This window comes from Mycobacterium sp. ST-F2, from assembly GCF_001905655.1.
Lineage (GTDB): Bacteria > Actinomycetota > Actinomycetes > Mycobacteriales > Mycobacteriaceae > Mycobacterium.
The window spans coordinates 1-19,370 of record NZ_JMHT01000022.1 but is presented as its reverse complement, the minus strand read 5'-3'; the positions used below and the strand labels follow the sequence as shown (position 1 = coordinate 19,370).

Annotated in this window: 18 protein-coding genes; 14 read left to right on the top strand and 4 right to left on the bottom strand. The window is 68.8% G+C overall.

What is annotated here, in order from left to right:
* Positions 1–4 precede the first annotated feature (4 nt).
* The gene (locus tag EB75_RS09360; RefSeq protein WP_217267686.1) at positions 5–964 is read right to left on the bottom strand and encodes an alpha/beta hydrolase; all 960 of its coding nucleotides are present in this window, start codon (positions 962–964) and stop codon (positions 5–7) included.
* 212 nt (positions 965–1,176) lie between these two features.
* Between EB75_RS09360 and mqo the strand changes: the two genes are divergently transcribed.
* The 10 genes from mqo to EB75_RS09310 all read left to right on the top strand — a co-directional run bounded on the left by mqo (position 1,177) and on the right by EB75_RS09310 (position 14,717).
* Positions 1,177–2,673 (top strand): malate dehydrogenase (quinone), encoded by a 1,497-nt coding sequence (gene mqo, locus EB75_RS09355; RefSeq protein WP_073695149.1) that lies wholly within the window; start codon positions 1,177–1,179, stop codon positions 2,671–2,673.
* Positions 2,674–2,686: 13 nt separating this feature from the next.
* On the top strand, positions 2,687–3,148 hold the full coding sequence (locus tag EB75_RS09350; protein WP_073695148.1) for a GNAT family N-acetyltransferase: 462 nt from the start codon (positions 2,687–2,689) through the stop codon (positions 3,146–3,148).
* Entirely contained in the window at positions 3,145–5,001 is a 1,857-nt protein-coding gene (locus tag EB75_RS09345; protein ID WP_073695147.1) for a magnesium chelatase subunit D family protein, read from the top strand. Before EB75_RS09350 ends, EB75_RS09345 begins: the two co-directional genes overlap by 4 nt.
* A gap of 23 nt (positions 5,002–5,024) precedes the next feature.
* A complete protein-coding gene (gene cobO / locus EB75_RS09340) occupies positions 5,025–5,639 on the top strand; it encodes a cob(I)yrinic acid a,c-diamide adenosyltransferase (protein WP_073695146.1) in 615 nt (204 codons plus the stop codon).
* Between the two features lie 7 nt (positions 5,640–5,646).
* Entirely contained in the window at positions 5,647–7,041 is a 1,395-nt protein-coding gene (locus EB75_RS09335; protein ID WP_073695145.1) for a cobyrinic acid a,c-diamide synthase CobB, read from the top strand.
* Positions 7,038–8,264 (top strand): uroporphyrinogen-III C-methyltransferase, encoded by a 1,227-nt coding sequence (gene cobA / locus EB75_RS09330; protein ID WP_073695144.1) that lies wholly within the window; start codon positions 7,038–7,040, stop codon positions 8,262–8,264. Before EB75_RS09335 ends, cobA begins: the two co-directional genes overlap by 4 nt.
* A 55-nt stretch (positions 8,265–8,319) precedes the next feature.
* On the top strand, positions 8,320–9,855 hold the full coding sequence (locus tag EB75_RS09325; protein ID WP_286150141.1) for an MFS transporter: 1,536 nt from the start codon (positions 8,320–8,322) through the stop codon (positions 9,853–9,855).
* Positions 9,856–9,890: 35 nt separating this feature from the next.
* Positions 9,891–11,246: an alpha/beta hydrolase-fold protein gene (locus EB75_RS09320; RefSeq protein ID WP_142239526.1), complete on the top strand. Its 1,356-nt coding sequence runs from the start codon at positions 9,891–9,893 to the stop codon at positions 11,244–11,246.
* Positions 11,247–11,361: 115 nt separating this feature from the next.
* Complete coding sequence (locus EB75_RS09315) at positions 11,362–12,909, top strand: PE-PPE domain-containing protein (RefSeq protein ID WP_286150135.1); 1,548 nt, start codon at positions 11,362–11,364, stop codon at positions 12,907–12,909.
* A gap of 62 nt (positions 12,910–12,971) precedes the next feature.
* Positions 12,972–14,717 (top strand): proline--tRNA ligase, encoded by a 1,746-nt coding sequence (locus tag EB75_RS09310; protein WP_073695140.1) that lies wholly within the window; start codon positions 12,972–12,974, stop codon positions 14,715–14,717.
* Between the two features lie 69 nt (positions 14,718–14,786).
* Here EB75_RS09310 and EB75_RS09305 read toward each other — a convergent pair whose 3' ends face one another.
* The 3 genes from EB75_RS09305 to EB75_RS09295 form a co-directional block, all read right to left on the bottom strand.
* Positions 14,787–15,719, bottom strand: coding sequence for a type IV toxin-antitoxin system AbiEi family antitoxin domain-containing protein (locus EB75_RS09305; RefSeq protein WP_073695139.1), 933 nt, complete (start codon positions 15,717–15,719; stop codon positions 14,787–14,789).
* Positions 15,720–15,846: 127 nt separating this feature from the next.
* Positions 15,847–16,317 (bottom strand): ferritin-like domain-containing protein, encoded by a 471-nt coding sequence (locus EB75_RS09300; protein ID WP_073695138.1) that lies wholly within the window; start codon positions 16,315–16,317, stop codon positions 15,847–15,849.
* A complete protein-coding gene (locus EB75_RS09295; protein WP_073695308.1) occupies positions 16,314–16,841 on the bottom strand; it encodes a hypothetical protein in 528 nt (175 codons plus the stop codon). The genes EB75_RS09300 and EB75_RS09295 overlap by 4 nt, the downstream gene beginning before the upstream one ends.
* 168 nt (positions 16,842–17,009) lie before the next feature.
* On the opposite strand from EB75_RS09295, the gene rimP reads away from it, so the two are divergent.
* The 4 genes from rimP to EB75_RS09275 form a co-directional block, all read left to right on the top strand.
* A complete protein-coding gene (gene rimP / locus EB75_RS09290) occupies positions 17,010–17,564 on the top strand; it encodes a ribosome maturation factor RimP (RefSeq protein WP_073695137.1) in 555 nt (184 codons plus the stop codon).
* On the top strand, positions 17,561–18,604 hold the full coding sequence (gene nusA, locus EB75_RS09285) for a transcription termination factor NusA (protein WP_073695136.1): 1,044 nt from the start codon (positions 17,561–17,563) through the stop codon (positions 18,602–18,604). The genes rimP and nusA overlap by 4 nt, the downstream gene beginning before the upstream one ends.
* Positions 18,605–18,686: 82 nt before the next feature.
* A complete protein-coding gene (locus tag EB75_RS09280; RefSeq protein WP_073695135.1) occupies positions 18,687–18,977 on the top strand; it encodes a YlxR family protein in 291 nt (96 codons plus the stop codon).
* Between the two features lie 131 nt (positions 18,978–19,108).
* The coding region (locus tag EB75_RS09275) for a translation initiation factor IF-2 N-terminal domain-containing protein (protein WP_142239514.1) at positions 19,109–19,370 on the top strand (262 nt) is incomplete at its 3' end.

Here is a 19,370-nt window from a genome sequence, read left to right as displayed (position 1 = left end):
GGCGTCAGGCCTGTTCGTGTTGCGTTGTGGGAGATGCGGATTGTAGATAACCGTCGAGCCAGTGGTTCAGCTCGGCGAACGCGACGGCGCGCGGCCCCGGCAGCGACAGGAACACATCGTGTTTGGCGTCGGCGACCGGGACGATGGTGCTGCGGTTGCCGACACAGCCGGCCCACCGCGCGATCTGGCTGACGTCGAGCACCGCGTCGCCGCGCTCCATCCCGACCGCGGTGGTGGTTTCGGCCACCGTGTGGTCCGACCGCAGGATCAGGTTCGGCACCCCGACGTCCAGCCCGCGGTGCAGTTGCAGCTGTCCCCGCCGGATGGCGTTGATCCAGCCGATGGTGACGGGGAAGCCGCCCAACGGTTTCCAGTCCAGGTTGTAGTCGAACTCACCGCCGTGATCGCGGTGCAGGCTGGTGCCGTAGCCGCCCTCGGTCGGCTGCCGGATCACCGCGAGCTTGCGGAACCGGGCCAGCGCGCGCAGGGTGCCCGACACCGGAGCCGTGCGCAGGACGGCGGGCCCGTGCAGATCGAAGAACGGGCTGTTGAGGATCAGGCCAGTGACGTGGTGCGCGGCCGGCGCGCCGTCACGGCGGAGCCGGTCGGCGAACAACGTCGCGATCAGTCCGCCGGCGGAGTGGCCGTACAGGCACACCCTGGCACCGTCGGTATCCGCTGCGATCAGCTGCAGGGCGCGGCGCAGCTCGTCGTAGTAGGACGCCAGGTGGGTGGTGAAGTGCGGGGTCTGCCCCGGCCGCCGCGACCGTCCGCATTTATGCAGGTCTATCGCGTAGAACGCGATGCCGCGCGCCGCGAAGTGATCGGCGAGCTCGGTGTGGAAGAAGTAGTCGGTATAGCCATGAATGACCAGGACCGCCTGCGTGACCCGCCCGGGCTGCCCGCGCCTCACCACGGTGGCGACCAGGTCGCCCTCACCGTCGGGGTCGGTACCCAGTGCCATGGTCTGCTGCCAGTACCCGGGCAGCACGTCCGGTTGCCAGTCGGGTGGTCCCTGTGGCTCCTGCGGCGTCACGTACTCAACCCTAACTGCGACGAACATCATGGTCGATGGGAGGAGATAGCGCGTCGGCGGCGAACTGCGGCGCGATAACCTTGAGCACCGAGCATCCGTCAATACCGGCGGGTAACCCGAGTACGAAGGACAGCGATCACGTGTCGAATGCAAACGTAGCTGAGAGCGCACAGACCGACGTCGTCCTCGTGGGCGCGGGCATCATGAGCGCCACGCTCGGAGCCTTGATCCGGCTGCTGGAGCCCGAATGGTCCATCACCATGATCGAGCGCCTCGACGGTGCCGCTGCCGAGAGCAGCGATCCCTGGAACAACGCCGGTACCGGCCACTCGGCGCTGTGTGAGCTCAACTACACGCCGCGCAACTCCGACGGCACCATCGACATCAAGAAGGCCGTCAGCGTCAACGAGCAGTTCCAGGTGACCCGGCAGTTCTGGGCGTACGCCGTGGAGAACGGGGTGCTGCCGGACGTCAAGAGCTTCCTGAACCCCATCCCGCACGTCAGCTTCGTGCACGGTGCCGAGCACCTCGACTACCTGCGCCAGCGGCGCGAGACGCTGGTCACCAACCCGTTGTTCTCGACCATGGAGTACATCGACGACAAGGATGAGTTCGCCCGTCGGCTGCCGTTCATGGCCGAGCAGCGCGACTTCACCGAGCCCGTCGCGCTCAACTGGACCACCGACGGTACCGACGTCGACTTCGGTTCGCTGTCCAAGCAGCTCATCGGCTTCGCCGCGCAGCGCGGCATGACCACCATGTTCGGCCATGAGGTGACGGGCCTGAGCAAGCAGTCCGACGGCAGCTGGAAGTTGAGCGTGCTCAACCGGCGCACCGGCGACAAGCAGAAGATCAACGCCAAGTTCGTGTTCCTGGGCGCCGGCGGTGGCGCGCTGCACCTGCTGCAGAAGGCCGGTATCCCGGAGGCCAAGGGCTTCGGCGGGTTCCCGGTCGGTGGTGCCTTCCTGCGCACCGACAACCAGGACCTGACGGCGGCGCACCAGGCCAAGGTGTACGGCCAGGCGTCGGTCGGTGCCCCGCCGATGTCGGTGCCGCACTTGGACACTCGCATCATCAACGGCCAGTCCTGGCTGCTGTTCGGGCCGTTCGCCGGCTGGTCGCCGAAGTTCCTCAAGCAGGGCTCGATCACCGACCTGCCGCTGTCGGTCAAGCCCAACAACCTCGCGTCCATGCTCGGCGTCGGCGTCACCGAACTGGGTCTGGTGAAGTACCTGCTCGAGCAGCTGGCCCTCAGCGAAGGCGAGCGCGTCGATTCGCTGCGCGAATTCGCCCCCAGCGCAGTCGATTCCGACTGGGAGCTGGACATCGCGGGCCAGCGTGTGCAGGTGATCCGCCGCAAGGGCATCGGTGGTGTGCTGGAGTTCGGCACCACGGTCCTGACCGCCGAGGACGGCCGCATCGCCGGTCTGCTCGGTGCGTCGCCGGGCGCGTCCACCGCGGTGCCGGCCATGATCGAGGTGCTGGAGCGCTGCTTCGGCGACCGCTACCAGGCCTGGCTGCCCAAGCTCAAGGAGATGGTGCCCTCGTTGGGCGTCAACCTGTCCGGCGAACCCAAGCTGTACCGCGAGGTGTGGGACTGGGGGACCAAGGTGCTCAAGCTCGACCAGCCGGCTTGATCTTCGAGGCCGGATGACCGCCACACCGAGGCGCAGCTGGGCCAAGGATCTCGACGCCGCAACGCTGTACGAGTTGCTGAAGTTGCGCGTCGAAGTCTTCGTGGTGGAGCAGGCCTGCCCCTACCCAGAACTGGACGGCCGCGACCTGCTGGCCGAGACCCGACACTTCTGGCTGGAAAGCCCTGACGGACAAGTCATTTCGACGCTGCGACTGATGGAAGAGCATCCCGGGGGCGAGAAGGTCTTCCGGATCGGCCGGGTGTGCACCAAACGTGCCGACCGCGGTCAGGGCCACACCACCCGGCTGATGCAGGCCGCACTCGCCGAAGTGGGCAGCTACCCCTGCCGGATCGACGCCCAGACCTACCTCGAGGACATGTACGCACGGCACGGATTCGTCCGCGCCGGTGACGAATTCCTCGACGACGGTATTCCCCATGTGCCGATGCTCCGGCACGGATCGGAGACTCGGTGAGTGCGGTCACGGCACCGTATCCCTTCAGCGCGCTCGTAGGGCAGGACCGGCTGCGGCTCGCCCTGGTGCTCTGCGCGGTGCGCCCCGACATCGGCGGCGTGCTCATCCGCGGCGAGAAGGGCACCGCCAAATCGACTGCGGTGCGCGGCCTTGCCGAGGTGCTGGCGGCCGTGGACGCCGACGCCCGGCTGGTGGAGCTGCCGATCGGCGCGACCGAGGACCGCGTCGTCGGCTCGATCGATCTGCAGAAGGTGTTGCGGGACGGCGAACACGCCTTCTCGCCGGGCCTGCTGGCCCGCGCGCACGGCGGCGTCCTCTACGTCGACGAGGTGAACCTCCTGCACGACCACCTGGTCGACGTGCTGCTCGATGCCGCCGCCATGGGCCGCGTGCACATCGAACGCGACGGTGTCTCGCACTCGCATGAGGCCCGATTCATGTTGGTGGGCACCATGAATCCCGAAGAGGGTGAGCTACGCCCGCAGTTGCTCGACCGCTTCGGATTGACGGTCGACGTGTACGCGTCGCGCGACGTCGACGTCCGCGTCGAGGTCATCCGGCGCCGCATGTCCTACGAAGCGGACTCGGCGGGTTTCGGTGCGCGCTACGCGGCCGACGACGCCGAGCTGGCCGGCCGCATCGCCAAGGCCCGCGCGGCGGTGTCCTCGGTGTTGTTGCCGGACAACGAGTTGCGCCGCATCGCGGCGTTGTGTGCGGCGTTCGACGTCGACGGCATGCGCGCTGATCTGGTGGTGGCGCGGACCGCTGTCGCGCACGCCGCGTGGCGAGGCGCTGCCGAGGTGGGCGAGGAAGACATCCGGGTCGCGGCCGAACTTGCGCTGCCGCACCGCCGTCGGCGCGATCCTTTTGACGACCCGGGCCTGGACCCGCAGCAGCTCGACGATGCGATGGCGCAGGCGGACGCCGAATCCCGGTCAGAGCCCGAACCGGATCCCGATCCGCCGGGCGGCGGCGTTTCCGCGGATACCTCGGAAGATGCTGCACCGCAAGGAAACTCGGCCGCTCCCAGTAGTGCGTCGCGACCCAGCGCGCCGCCGTCGGCGACGTTCCGGACCCGGGCGCTGGTCGTGCCCGGTGTCGGTGAGGGCGCCCCGGGCCGGCGTTCGCGGGCCCGTAACCGGACCGGCACCCCGGTCTCGGTCACCGACGACGCCCGGGCCGGCCACGGCGTGCACGTCTTCGGCACGCTGCTGGCAGCGGCGGACCGCCGTCCGCAGGCCGGCCGGCTGCAGGTGGCTCCGGGTGACGTCCGCCACGCGATCCGCGAAGGGCGCGAAGGCAATCTGGTGATCTTCGTCGTCGACGCGTCCGGTTCCATGGCTGCGCGCGACCGTATGTCCGCGGTGAGCGGGGCGACGCTGTCGCTGTTGCGCGACGCCTATCAGCGCCGTGACAAGGTCGCCGTCGTCACCTTCCGCGGAGCGGAGGCTCAGCTGCTGTTGCCCCCGACGTCGTCGGTGCACATCGCCGGCCGGCGCCTGGCCCGCTTCGATACCGGCGGGAAAACTCCACTGGCGCGAGGACTCCTGGCCGCGCGGGACGTGGTGCTCCGGGAGAAGACCCGCGACCGCGTCCGTCGTCCGCTGGTGGTCGTACTGACCGACGGCCGCGCGACGGGTGGGCCCGATCCGCTGGGCCGGACCCGGACCGCCGCCGGACTCCTGGTCGCCGAAGGGGCTGCCGCCGTCGTCGTCGACTGCGAAACCTCTTATATTCGACTGGGATTGGCGCAGCAGTTGGCCGGTCAACTCGGTGCGCCCGCCGTGCAACTGGAGCAGTTGCGCGCCGACAACCTGGCTCGTGTGGTCCGGGCCGGGCAAGCCGCGGCGTAAGTGAACCGGTAAGGAAAACAGCTATGCCACAAGGACAACCGCTGACCGTCCCCGATGACGGGCTGACCACCAGGGCGCGGCGCAACGCACCGATCCTGGCCGTGCACACCGGCCCCGGCAAAGGGAAGTCCACCGCCGCGTTCGGTATGGCGCTGCGCGCCTGGAACCAGGGTTTCGATGTCGCGGTGTTCCAGTTCGTCAAGAGCGCCAAATGGAAGGTCGGGGAAGAAGCGGCGTTCCAGGCACTCGGCCGGCTGCACGACGAGCAGGGCGTCGGGGGAGCGGTGCAGTGGCACAAGATGGGCTCGGGCTGGTCGTGGACCCGCCGGCAGGGCTCCGATGCCGACCACGCCGCAGCGGCCGTCGAAGGCTGGGCCGAGATCTCCCGCCGGCTGGCGGCCGAACAGCACGATTTCTACGTCCTCGACGAGTTCACCTATCCGCTCAAGTGGGGCTGGTTGGATATCGACGACGTGGTGACGACGCTGACCCAGCGTCCCGGCACCCAGCACCTCGTCATCACCGGCCGCGATGCGCCGCCGCAGCTTCTCGACGCCGCCGACCTGGTGACCGAGATGACCAAGATCAAGCATCCGATGGACGCCGGCCGTAAGGGCCAGCGCGGTATCGAATGGTGAGTGTGGCGTGACCACCAACCCCGTCCCGGCCGTCGTCATCGCGGCGCCGGCCTCGGGCAGCGGCAAGACCACCGTGGCCACGGGCCTGATGGGCGCCCTGCGCCGCGCCGGGCACCGGGTCAGCGCCGCCAAGGTCGGGCCCGACTTCATCGACCCCGGCTACCACGAGCTGGCCACCGGCCGGCCCGGTCGCAACCTGGACCCGGTTCTCGTCGGCGATGACCTGATCGGGCCGCTGTACCGGCACGGCAGCGTGGGCGCCGACATCGCCGTCATCGAGGGCGTCATGGGCCTGTTCGACGGACGCATCACCGAGCAGGCGATGTCCCCGGCGCCGGGGTCGACCGCCCATGTCGCCGGGCTGCTCGGCGCTCCCGTGGTGCTGGTGGTCGACGCCCGCGGCCAGAGTCAGAGCATTGCCGCTCTGCTGCACGGCTTTTCGACGTTCGGCCAGGCCGGGGCGAGCGCAGCGACGGGGATAGCGCCCGTGCGGATCGCCGGGGTGCTCCTCAACAAGGTGGGATCGCCGCGGCATGAACAGGTGCTGCGGCAGGCCTGCGAGCAGGCGGGCATTCCGGTGTTCGGCGCGATCCCGCGGGACAGCGGTCTCGAGATTCCGTCGCGGCACCTTGGCCTCGTCACCGCCGTCGAGCACGGCCGGCGGGCGCACGAGGCGGTCGACGTCATGACCGAGCTCGTCGCGCGGCACGTGGATATCGAGGCCGTCGCCCGATGCGCCGGGATCGGGGCGCTGGCACCCCCGTGGGCCCCCGACCTGGAACCGGTGGCGAACGTCACGGTGGCGCTGGCCGCGGGGAAGGCCTTCAGCTTCGGGTATGCCGAGCACGCCGAGCTGCTCCGGATGGCCGGCGCGCAGGTCGCGGCCTTCGACCCGCTCACCGACCCGCTGCCCGACGGCACCCGGGCGCTCGTCATCCCCGGCGGTTTCCCCGAGCAGTTCACCGCCGAACTGTCGGCCAATGCCGTTGTGCGGGAACAGATCGCCGCGCTGGCCGCGACGGGCGCACCGGTACACGCCGAGTGCGCCGGGCTCACCTACCTGGTCCACGACCTCGACGGTCACCCCATGTGCGGGGTGCTGCGCGGGTCGGCGCGCTTCACCGAGCGCCTCACGCTCGGCTACCGCGATGCCGTCGCGATGGTCGACTCCAGCATGCATGCCGCGGGGGAGCGCGTCACCGGTCACGAATTTCACCGCACCACAGTCGAATTCATCGATGAGCAGCCGCCGGCCTGGGTCTTCCGGGGCGCCGGGCAGGCCACCGTGCACGACGGTGCCGTCCACGGCGGTGTGCATGCCGGCTACCTGCACACCCATCCGGCCGCGCACCCGCACGCGGTGCGCCGGTTCGTATCCGCGGCAACTAAACTCGCCGAGTGACTCAGAACGCCTACCTCGTCGGCCTGCGCCTCACCGGTAAGAAGGTCGTGGTCGTGGGCGCCGGCAGCGTTGCCCAGCGCCGGCTGCCGCTGCTGATCGCCAGTGGCGCCGACGTGCACGTCGTCGCGCCCGCCGCCACCCCGGTGGTCGAGGCGCTGGTCGACAACCCCGACGGCACCGGCATCACCCTCACCTCACGGGAATTCCAGAACGACGACCTCGACGGCGCCTGGTACGTGCTGGCCGCGACCGACGACGAGACCGTCAACGCCGCGGTGGCCGACGAGGCCGACCGTCGCCGCATCTTCTGCGTCCGCGCCGACGCCGGCTCTGAAGGCACGGCCGTGACGCCGGCGTCCTTCGAATACGACGGTTTGACCGTCGGGGTGCTGGCCGGCGGCGAGCACCGGCGCTCGGCTGCGCTGCGCACCGCCATTCGCGAGGCGTTGCAGCGCGGCGCCATCGGCGACGCCGCCGAACCCGACAGCTACAGCGGAGTCGCGCTCGTCGGCGGTGGTCCGGGGGACCCCGAGCTGATCACCGTCCGCGGCCGCCGGCTGCTGGCCCACGCCGATGTGGTGGTCGCCGACCGGCTGGCACCGCAGGAGCTGCTCGCCGAACTCGGCCCGCACGTCGAGGTGATCGACGCCGCCAAGATTCCGTACGGCCGGGCGATGGCGCAGGACGCGATCAACGCCGTCCTCATCGATCGGGCCAAGCAAGGCAAGTTCGTGGTGCGCCTCAAGGGCGGTGACCCGTTCGTGTTCGCGCGCGGTTATGAAGAGGTGCTGGCGTGCGCCGAGGCGGGCATTCCGGTCACTGTCGTACCCGGTGTGACCAGTGCCATAGCCGTTCCGGCGCTGGCCGGGGTTCCGGTCACCCATCGGGCCGTCACGCATGAATTCGTCGTGGTCAGCGGCCATGTCGCGCCGGGACACCCGGAATCGTTAGTGAATTGGGACGCACTGGCCGCGATGCGCGGCACGATCGTGCTGCTGATGGCCGTCGAGCGGATCGAGCTTTTCGCCAAGGTTCTGCTGCAAGGCGGCCGACCTGCGGAAACACCGGTCCTGGTGGTTCAGCATGGGACGACGGCGGCGCAGCAGACGCTGCAGACGACGCTTGCCGACGCGCCGGAAGACATCCGTTCGGAGGGCATCCGACCTCCCGCAATCATCGTGATCGGGGACGTCGCGGCGTTCGCAGGGTTAAAGAAATCTTAAGATTACTGTAAGGTAGCTTTCCATGACGGCTCTCAACGACGCTGAGCGCACCGCCATGGCACACAGCCGCCGCGAACCGCTCTCGATGCACGTGGGGCAAACCGAGGACGAACGAAAGAGCTGGTATCCAGCTTGGCTTCCGTCCCCCCGCTTCCTCTCCGCAGTCATCGCCATCGGTGGCATGCAGCTGCTGGCCACGATGGACAGCACTGTCGCCATCGTTGCTCTTCCTAAGATTCAGGACGAGCTCGGCCTCTCCGACGCGGGCCGCAGCTGGGTGATCACCGCCTATGTGCTGACCTTCGGTGGTCTGATGCTGCTCGGTGGGCGCCTCGGCGACACCATCGGCCGCAAGCGCACCTTCATCGTCGGTGTCGCCCTGTTCACCATCGCTTCCATCCTCTGCGGCGTCGCGTGGGACGAGACCACCCTGGTCATCGCCCGCCTGCTGCAGGGTGTCGGTTCGGCCATCGCCTCACCGACCGGCCTGGCGCTCGTCGCCACCACCTTCCCGAAGGGGCCGGCCCGTAACGCCGCGACCGCGATCTTCGCGGCCATGACCGGTGTCGGCTCGGTGATGGGCCTCGTCGTCGGCGGCGCGCTGACCGTCTTCTCGTGGCGGTACGCGTTCCTGGTGAACGTGCCGATCGGCCTCGTCATGATCTACCTGGCCCGCACCACCCTGACCGAGACGTCCCGCGAGCGCATGAAGCTCGACGCGACCGGCGCCATCCTGGCGACCCTGGCCTGCACCGCCGCGGTGTTCGGCTTCTCGATGGGCCCGGAGAAGGGCTGGATGTCCCCGCTGACGCTGGGCTCCGGCGCCGCGGCGGCCGTGCTGTTCCTGGCCTTCCTGTTCGTCGAGCGCTCCGCTGAGCACCCCGTCGTTCCGTTCAGCCTGTTCCGCGATCGCAACCGGGTGGCCACCTTCGCGGCGGTCTTCCTGGCCGGTGGCGTGATGTTCACGCTGACCGTGCTGATCGGCCTGTACGTGCAGGACATCATGGGCTACAGCGCGCTGAAGGCCGGCATCGGCTTCATCCCGTTCGTCATCGCCCTCGGCATCGGCCTGGGCCTGTCGTCGCAGCTGGTGGCGATGTTCTCGCCGCGCGTGCTGGTGATCGCCGGCGGCATCCTGGTGCTCGCCGCCATGATCTACGGCTCCACCCTCAACGGCGGTATCCCGTACTTCCCGAACCTCGTCATCCCGATCACCGTCGGTGGCTTCGGCATCGGCATGATCGTCGTGCCGCTGACCGTCTCGGCCATCGCCGGCGTCGCGCTGAGCGACATCGGCCCGCTGTCGGCCATCGCGCTGATGCTGCAGAACCTCGGTGGCCCGGTGGTGCTGGCCGTCATTCAGGCCGTCATCACCTCGCGCACGCTGTACCTGGGCGGGACCACCGGCCCGGTCGCCAAGATGAACGAGGCGCAGCACACGGCTCTCGACCACGGCTACACCTACGGCCTGCTCTGGGTCGCCGCGGTGGCGGTCATCGTCGGTGTGGTGGCGCTGTTCATCACCTACAGCGCCGACGAAGTTGCGGCAGCGCAGGACACCAAGGAAGCACTGGACGCCGGCGAGCTCTAGCGCTCCGGTTCGGCGCAGTTTCCCGGATGATCGGCGTGCCTTCGTTCGTCACCCATGCGTCGCTGACGCATGGGTGGCTGCCGATTCTGATCCAACTCCTGGCGCTGGCAGCACTGTGCTGCGCCATCGGACGACGGTCGCGGCAGTGGAGCGTCAGCCGGTTGCCCGTGGCCCTCGCGGTCGGCGTCGCGTGCGCGGCCGGGTTGTACTGGTACATCACCTCACTCGGTATCGCCGGTGACCCGGCTCCGGCGCGGCTGTGGATCTGGACCGCGCTGGGCGGATTCGCGGTCACGGTCCTGATCCTCGGCTGGCGCGGGGCGCGGTGGCGCCGCCGCGGCATGGCCCTGCTGGCCGTGCCCCTGTGCGCACTCTGCGCGCTGCTGATGATGAATCTGTGGGTCGGGTATTTCCCGACCGCCTACGTGGCGTGGCACAAGTTCACCGTCGGCAAGGTGCCCGACGAAGTGGACCGCTGGACGGTGACGGCCATGCAGCTCAAGGGCGTCCGGCCGCCGCGCGGAGTGGTGGTGCCGGTCTCGACCAGCTCGCAGGAATCGAACTTCACACACCGCGCCGAACTCGTCTACCTACCGCCGGCGTGGTTCGCGAGCAATCCGCCGCCGCCGCTGCCGACGGTCATGATGATCGGCTCGCAGCTGAACACCCCGGCGGACTGGATCTGGGCCGGCAACGCCAAGGCCACCATCGACAACTACGCGGCGGCGCACGGCGGCAACGCCCCGGTGTTCGTCTTCGCCGACGCCACCGGCTCGTTCAACAACGACACCGAATGCGTCAACGGCAGCCACGGCAACGCGTCGGCGCACCTGACCAAAGAGGTGGTGCCGTACCTCGTCTCGAACTTCGGCGTCAGCCCGAAACCCGACCACTGGGGCATCGTCGGCTGGTCCATGGGCGGCACCTGCGCGGTGCAGCTGACCACGCGCCGGCCCGACCTGTTCAGCACGTTCGTCGACATCGCCGGTGACCTGAGCCCCAACATCGGGACGCGGGATCAGACCATCGCCCGGTTGTTCGGCGGCGACGAGGCGAAATGGGCCGAATTCGACCCGACCACGGTGATGCGCCGGCACGGCCGGTACCACGGCATCTCGGCGTTGTTCGAAATCCCGGGCACCACCGGGGCCTGCAGCGCACCCGGCCCGGGCGTCGCGCATGACAGATTGGCCAATCCGGAGGGCCAGGACGTCGCCGCGGAGACGCTGTGCGCCATCGCTCAGCGCCACGGCATCGACAGCGAGGTCCGCGCGTTGCCCGGGCTGCACGACTGGGGCTTCGCCGCCGAGGCGTTCACCGACTCATTGCCCTGGATCGCCAGTGAACTCGGTACACCGGGGGCGCCGCCGCATCGAGGCACCACGATCTAGCCGCCGGCGAATCTGCGAATTACCAACCCTGTGCCCCGCCGGTGCGTACCGTCAGCCCGGAACTTACGCGTGAGTCAGATCGGTGGGATCGGCTCGACGACCCGGGGGAGTTGTGGTGGGGGAATGGCACCGGCGTGGCCGAATTCGCTGTGGCGCGGCGCTGATCGTCGGCGCGACCGTCATCGGGACGTCTGCCGGGTTCGCGCCGCCCTCGGTGCAGAGCGCGGCTGTTCGGCTGCTGGGCACCACCATCGGCGTGGGCGGGTCATTCGACGGATTCGGATCGAGTGTGCCACTGTTCTTCTACGGAACCGCTGTGCCGCAAGGTGATTCGTTCCACACGGTCCCGTACCCGGCCCAGATCAACCTGAACTATCCGCTGATCTCGGACCTGCCCGTGTTGTCCGGTCTGCCGTACTGGCCGCAATCGCTCAAGCGGTCCGAACGGGTCGGCGCGGGCTACCTCGAGCAGGACATCGCCCGTCAGACGTCGGGCGACACGGTCACCGTCATCGGGATGTCGCAGGGCGCCCAGGTCGCCGAGATCGCGCGGGCGGACCTGGCCAAAGACCCGAACTACGTCGCGAATGCCCAGAACTACCGCTTCATGCTGGTCGGTGACCCCTACCAGCCCAACGGCGGGATCCTGGCGCGCTTCACCTGGCTCCACGACTTTCCGATCCTCGGGGACCTGTTCCCGCTGGGTCGTCCGGGACCGTCCGACAGCCCGTTCGCGACCACCTACTACCAGAATCAATACGACGGATTCGCCGATTTCCCAGCGTATTTCAACCCGCCGGCCATTCTCAACGCACTCATGGGCATCGTGTTCCAGCACCTGCTTCCGGGCTACGTCCTGGAATCGCGCACCGCACCCAACGCCGTGACGACGACGGTGGGCAACAGCACCTATGTGACGTATCCGCAGTACTTGCCGCTGCTGGCGCCCCTGCGCCTGGCGGCGTCCGTGATCGGCGCCCAGCGACTGGTCGACGCGCTCGACCCGATCGTGCGGGTGTTCGTCGAAATGGGCTACGACCGGACGGCCGACCCGAGCCAGGTCAGGCAATTCAGCTTCACCACGCCACGGCAGAAGATTCAGCAGGGGCTGGACGAGCTGCCCAAGGCATTCGCCCAGTCGTTGGCCATCCTCGGCAGTGGGCGATACACACCGAGCCTGCCGCAGCCCGACGTCGCGGCGACCGAACCCGTCACCCCGGTGACCGAGCATCCCGCGATCCCGGTGAGCACCTCACCGACGGCGAAGGCGATCCGTCAGGCGGTGGTCAGGTTGGCCGGGGGCATGACGTCCGTCACCCGGCAACTGGCCGGGGTGCTCCAGCGCCTCACCGGTCACGCGCCTGCACCTGCCGGTAGTGACGCAGTCTCGACGTCCGCTGTCGGCGTCCGGCCCGCGCCCACACTCACGTCCGGGCCGGCATCCGTCGCCGCGTCCGCGAAACCCGTTGTGCAGCAAGGCTCGAAGAGGCCGTCGCGGCCGGGGGTGCATGATCGATCCGAGGCCGGTGCCGCCGCCGGCGGACCGCCGAAATCGCCGACGGTCACAAAGGCCGGAAGTGGGCGGCCGGACCGGCCGCACGTCAGGGATCGGGGCGGACGGTCCGCCGGTGGCGGTACCACGTCGACGCGCGACGCCGCCTGACCGCGGGCGGGGGATCGCGGCGGACGAATCGGGTTCGCCGACTGTCAGTAAGCTAGCCCTCCGTGATCACCCGCATGTCCGAGCTGTTCCTGCGCACCCTGCGCGACGACCCCGCCGACGCCGAAGTGCCGAGCCACAAGCTGCTGATCCGGGCCGGCTACGTCCGCCCGATCGCGCCCGGCCTGTACAGCTGGCTGCCACTGGGCCTCAAGGTGCTGCGCAAGATCGAGGATGTCGTCCGCAGTGAGATGAATGCCATCGGCGCCCAGGAGATCCTGTTTCCGGCGCTGCTGCCCAAGGCCCCCTATGAGGCCACCAACCGCTGGACCGAGTACGGCGACGGTGTGTTCCGGCTCAAGGACCGCCGCCAGAACGACTACATGCTGGGGCCCACCCACGAGGAGTTCTTCACCCTGACGGTCAAGGGGGAGTACTCGTCGTACAAGGACTTCCCGCTGCGGCTCTACCAAATCCAGACCAAGTACCGCGACGAGGCGCGTCCCCGCGCCGGCATCCTGCGCGGCCGCGAGTTCATCATGAAGGACTCGTACTCGTTCGACGTCGACGACAGCGGACTCAAGGACGCCTACCACGCCCACCGCGAGGCCTACCAGCGCATCTTCGACCGGCTGGCGGTCAAGTACGTCATCGTGTCCGCGGTGTCGGGCGCCATGGGCGGCAGTGCCTCCGAGGAGTTCCTGGCCGAGAGCGAGGTCGGCGAGGACACCTTCGTCCGCTGCCTGCAGTCGGGCTACGCGGCCAACGTGGAAGCCGTCGTCACCGCGGTCCCCGAGTCGCTGCCGATCGAGGGCCAGCCCGAGGCTGTCGTCTACGACACGCCTGACGCGCCGACCATCGCCACTCTGGTGGACTGGGCCAACACCGCCGGCCTGGGCCGCGAGATCACCGCCGCCGATACGTTGAAGAACGTGCTGCTCAAGGTGCGCCAACCGGGCGGCGAGTGGGAACTGCTGGGCATCGGTGTGCCGGGCGACCGCGAGATCGACGAGAAGCGCCTGGGCGCAGCGCTCGAGCCCGCGGAGTACGCGCTGCTCGACGACGCCGACTTCGCCGCCAACCCGTTCCTGGTGAAGGGGTATGTGGGTCCGAAAGCCTTGCTGGCGAATGGCATTCGCTTCCTGGTGGACCCGCGGATCGTCGACGGTTCGTCATGGATCACCGGTGCCGACGAGCCCAACAAGCACATCGTCGGCATGGTGGCGGGCCGTGACTTCGTGGCCGACGGCACCATCGAGGCCGCCGACGTCCGCGACGGCGACCCGTCACCCGACGGCGCCGGCCCGCTGGTCTCGGCGCGCGGCATCGAGATCGGGCACGTCTTCCAGCTGGGCCGCAAGTACACCGACGCCTTCAGCGCCGACGTGCTCGGCGAGAACGGCAAGCCCGTGCGGCTGACCATGGGCTCCTACGGCATCGGTGTCTCGCGCATGGTCGCGGTGATCGCCGAGCAGCACCACGATGAGCTCGGCCTGCGCTGGCCGTCCTCGGTGTCGCCGTTCGATGTGCATCTGGTCATCGCCAACAAGGACGCGGAGGCCCGTACCGGGGCCACCGCGTTGGCCGGCGAGCTCGACCGGTTGGGTCTCGACGTACTGCTCGACGACCGCACGTCCTCGCCCGGCGTGAAGTTCAAGGACGCCGAGCTGCTGGGTGTGCCGTGGATCGTCGTGGTCGGCCGCGGCTGGGCCGACGGCACCGTCGAGCTGCGCAACCGGTTCACGGGCGAGAAGACCGAGGTGCCGGTCGACGGCGCCGCAGCCGCCATCACGGCGGCAGTCGCCGGGTAACGAACTCACTGCGCTGGGGATTGCAGCCACTATCAAGCAGCAATCACCTGCATAGTCGCGGCCGCCGCGTCAGGCTGCCAGGCCGAGGCGGGTGTATCCGCATCCTGGCCCGCACGGATGGCCGTCGACGGTGATGCCGTGCTGTCGCATGATGTGTGCGATTTTGCCGGCGGTTCGACAGGGGTGATCAAACACCTGGTAGTAGGTGAGGCGGACCGTCGACCGGCCGTCGACTGCGGCATCGAGATCACGCTCGACGTCCTTGCTCCGGGCCGATGCTGAATCGTGAAATAGCCGACCATCGAGTTCCACTATGAGCCGTCGGTCATATTCGTTATCGCGGTAACACACGCCTACCGACGAAGTCGACCGTGCTTGACGGGTGGCCGGGGGGAGCCCGTGCGCCCGCTCGACCCGGTCGAGGTAGCTCTGTTCGAGAACCGAGCAGGTGCCCTCGGCGATATCGGCAAGGATTGCTCGCAGCCAATGGCGCCGGCGAATGCGCTGGCGGGCGTCGAGGGCACGCAGCAGACGATGTGCGGTGGTGCGCCGCGATTGACAGGCGTCCGCCAAGACCCGAATGGCATCGAATCCCGTTAGTCGTGAGGCAATGTCGAGAGCGGCCTCCTCGTAGCGCAGCCGTGGCGGTCCTGCGTTCCACAGCGCCCGCTCGTCCAGGTGGTCGATGTGGTGGATGCGTACGCCCTCTGGTTCGACCAATGTGCCCCGGTCCCGTGAGACGGCGACATGGATCAACGGGCCGTCGATCAACATGGCCGATTCCAGGCACAACACCGACGGTGCGGCGTAAAGAACTGCCGCCCATGCGCGTTGCAGCCAGGTCAGCGGTCCGGTGTGGTTGACGTACACGCCGGGGTGGACTCGTGCCCACTCGTTGCGTCGCAGGCAGCGCCGAATCTGGTGCTGCCGGAACCCGGCATCAAGCGCTTGGCGGCGCGTCACAACGCCGGATTGCCGGCCAAGCACGTCGTTGATATCCACGCGTCGAATATTCCGTGCCTTGTGCGGCGTTCACCGGCCCCCGGCCCTCCACCCTGTGGATAACTCACTACGCAGGGGATTACAGCCATCATCGGGCAGCAATCCCCAGCGCAGCCACCAACGCGCGTTAGTCGTTGCCGCCGGGGAAGGGCGCGACGACGGGCGTCACGCCGACCACTGCGCGCCACCGGGCGGCCAGCACGGCGCAGTCGGTGAGCGCTTTGACGGCCAAGGTCCGGTCCTCGGCGGTGGTGGCCTGCTCGGCCACGGCGCGCCACGCGACGGCGGTGTCCTCTTCCATCTGCAGGGCCAGCTTGGCCGCGTCGCCAGGATTGCTCGCGTCGATCGGGAGCTGATAGCCGGCGGCCGGCAGCGCAGCGGGCACCGACCGTCCCGCCAGTGCGTTGATCGCGGCCTCGCGGTTGAGCCGGTGCTCGGCCATGGCCTGGGAGACGAGGTCGTTGACGTCCGGTGTGGTGTGCGCCGACACCAGCCCGTAGCCGTAGATGGTGCCGTGCTCGGTGGCGATCGCGTCGTACAGCGCGGCGTCGGCGGGGCTGCCCGGCCGCGTCGGGGTGGTGGGTTGTGGGCTGGTCATGCTGCCTGCCCGGCGAGCGTGACGGTGTGCGCCGCGGTGCAGGCAGCGGCGATGGAGGCCAGCAGCCCGGCCCGGTAACCGGATTGGCCGGCTGCGGCGCGGCCCGCGCTGTCGGCGGAGTGTTCCAGTGCCGCAACGACTTCCTGAGGTGTCGGGGGCGCCGGGGCGGGCGTGGGCGTCGCTCCAGGGGTGGCCGCGGCGGACGTCCCGGTGGTCGATGACGGCTCGGCCGCCGGTGGGCTGCCCATCCGGGTGAGCTCGTCGGACAGGGCCCGGGCATGCGCGTCACGAAGTGCCGCGACGGACGTCAGCGCGGGCACCAACTGGGGTGGGACACCGGTTGCGGCGGCTGCGGCGAGGCGACTGTCGCTGCGGGCCCGGTCGAGTTCGGCGCCCAGGATGTCCAGCGCGGGATCCCGTTGGGGTGTCGAACCGCAGGCCGACACCGCGCCGCCGAGCAGGGCCAGTGCTGCCGTACCCAGCAGGACACGCCGTCGGCTGACGGTGGTTTCGGTGTGCGGCACAGCCACATCCTGCCATTGCCGACCTCGGCTGCCCGGCACCGCGGCGCCGGATGTTCTCCGGTGCCGCTGGTGCGATTGCCATTCGGTCATGCGCTGCTGGCGTATCGTTGGTACCGGGTTCACCCTTCTGGGTGCCCTGTCCGCACAACTCAAGATGAGGAGCTCGCCGTGGCCCGGGACACGCCGGAACGACCGCTGCCACCCAGTCGGTTACCGACCACAGGCCAGGTGCTTGAGCTGCTCAGCAGTGCTTTTTCGGACGCTGGATACGACATCGAAGATGTGCGGGTGGACGCTGCTGCGCGGCCTCCGCGGATCGTCGTGGTGGCCGACGGGGACGAGGGTCTGGACCTCGACGCGGTCGCCGATCTCTCGCGCGTCGCATCCGAGCTGCTGGACCAGGTGACCGCCGATTCCGAGCCGTATGTGCTGGAGGTCACCTCGCCCGGTGTGGAGCGACCGCTGACCGCCCAGCGGCACTACCGCCGTGCCCGTGGCCGCAAGGTCGAGTTGACCCTGGCCGACGGCACATCGCTGACGGGCCGGCTGGGCGAACACGACGGCAGCGCGATCCAACTGGTCGTGGCCAAGCGCGGAGTGCTGTCGGTGCAGAGCGTCGCGCTCGCGGACATTACGAAAGCTGTTGTACAGGTTGAATTTTCACCACCCAATCGCCGGGAACTGGAGCTGGCGGGTATGACCGGAGAGGGGGCCGACGGATGAATATCGACATGGCGGCACTGCATGCCATCGAGGCGGACAAGGGAATCAGCGTCGACGTCGTCGTCGACACGATCAAGACGGCGCTGCTGACGGCGTACCGGCACACCGAAGGGCACGAGCCCGACGCGTACATCGACATCGACCGCAAGTCGGGCATCGTGCGGGTGATCGCCCGCCAGACCGACACCGATGGAACCGTCATCCACGAGTGGGACGACACCCCCGAGGGATTCGGCCGCATCGCGGCGACCACCGCGCGTCAGGTGATCCTGCAGCGGCTGCGCGACGCCGAGAACGAGAAGAACTACGGCGAGTTCTCGGCGCGTGAGGGCGACATCGTCGCCGGCGTCATCCAGCGCGACGCCCGGGCCAACGCCCGCGGCCTCGTGGTGGTGCGGGTCGGCACGGAGGCCAAGGGCTCAGAGGGCGTGATCCCGGCTGCCGAGCAGGTTCCGGGGGAGAGCTACGTGCACGGCGACCGCGTGCGCTGCTACGTCGTCGGGGTCACCCGCGGCGCCCGCGAGCCCGTCATCACGCTGTCGCGGACCCACCCGAACCTGGTGCGCAAGCTCTTCTCGCTGGAGGTCCCCGAGATCGCCGACGAGTCGGTGGAGATCGTCGCCGTGGCGCGCGAGGCCGGGCACCGGTCCAAGATCGCCGTCGCGTCGCGGGTTCCGGGGCTCAACGCCAAGGGTGCCTGTATCGGGCCGATGGGTCAGCGTGTGCGCAACGTCATGAGCGAGCTGTCGGGCGAGAAGATCGACATCATCGATTACGACGAGGACCCGGCGAAGTTCGTCGCCAATGCCCTGTCGCCGGCGAAGGTCGTGTCCGTGACGGTGATCGATGAGGCACAGCGCGCGGCGCGGGTCGTGGTGCCCGATTTCCAGCTGTCGCTGGCGATCGGCAAGGAGGGCCAGAACGCCCGCCTGGCGGCGCGTCTCACCGGGTGGCGCATCGATATCCGCAGCGACGCCGACGGTCAGGGTGCGGACGCCGGTGGTCGGTCGGCAGGCCATGGCGGCGGCCGCGAGCGCTGAGCAGAAACCCGCAGTTACCGGCGGCGTGTCGGGGCCGTGACCGCGATTGAAGTTCAAGGGCCCCGAGACGGTAGACTGCACTGTGATCCAGCGCGAGACTCCGACAGCTCCGGTGCGTACCTGCATCGGCTGTCGGAAACGAGAGCTGGCCGTCGACTTGCTTCGAGTGGCAGCTGTACGCGACGGGGACGGTAAATGCGCCGTCTCGGTCGATTCAGCGGGTAACCTGCCGGGACGGGGTGCGTGGTTGCACCCGGTTCAGCAGTGTCTCAATGCGGCAGTTCGGCGGCGAGCATTCGCCCGAGCGTTGCGTATCACCGGTTCGCCGGACACCTCTGCGGTGGAAGAGTTCTTCAGTGCCTTGCCGGCCTGACGGACCCGACTGCCACAGCAACAGAACAGGTAGCGAAGAACATGAGCACACCGTGAAGTCCCGATGACCATGCGTCATAGCTAAACCGAGGCGCGGCCTACCACCGCTGACGCCTCACGACGAGGAGAGAAGTGGCAGCAGGTAAGGCACGCGTACACGAGTTGGCAAAAGAACTCGGTGTCACCAGCAAGGAAGTGCTCGCCCGACTGAGCGAACAGGGCGAATTCGTAAAATCAGCGTCCTCCACTGTGGAGGCGCCCGTCGCACGCCGGTTGCGTGAGGCATTCGGCGGCGGCAAGCCCGCCAAGTCCGAGGCGCCGGCCGCGCCCCCGGCCAAGCCGTCCGGTGCGCCCAAGCCCGGTGCGCCCAAGCCGGCTGCCGTTGCGGCGCCCG

Coding starts and splice junctions, on each gene's coding strand:
- EB75_RS09360 (WP_217267686.1), bottom strand. CDS start 964: ATGGCACTGGGTACCGACCCCGACGGTGAGGGCGACCTGGTCGCCACC.
- EB75_RS09350 (WP_073695148.1), top strand. CDS start 2,687: ATGACCGCCACACCGAGGCGCAGCTGGGCCAAGGATCTCGACGCCGCA.
- EB75_RS09325 (WP_286150141.1), top strand. CDS start 8,320: ATGGCACACAGCCGCCGCGAACCGCTCTCGATGCACGTGGGGCAAACC.
- EB75_RS09300 (WP_073695138.1), bottom strand. CDS start 16,317: ATGACCAGCCCACAACCCACCACCCCGACGCGGCCGGGCAGCCCCGCC.
- cobO (WP_073695146.1), top strand. CDS start 5,025: ATGCCACAAGGACAACCGCTGACCGTCCCCGATGACGGGCTGACCACC.
- nusA (WP_073695136.1), top strand. CDS start 17,561: ATGAATATCGACATGGCGGCACTGCATGCCATCGAGGCGGACAAGGGA.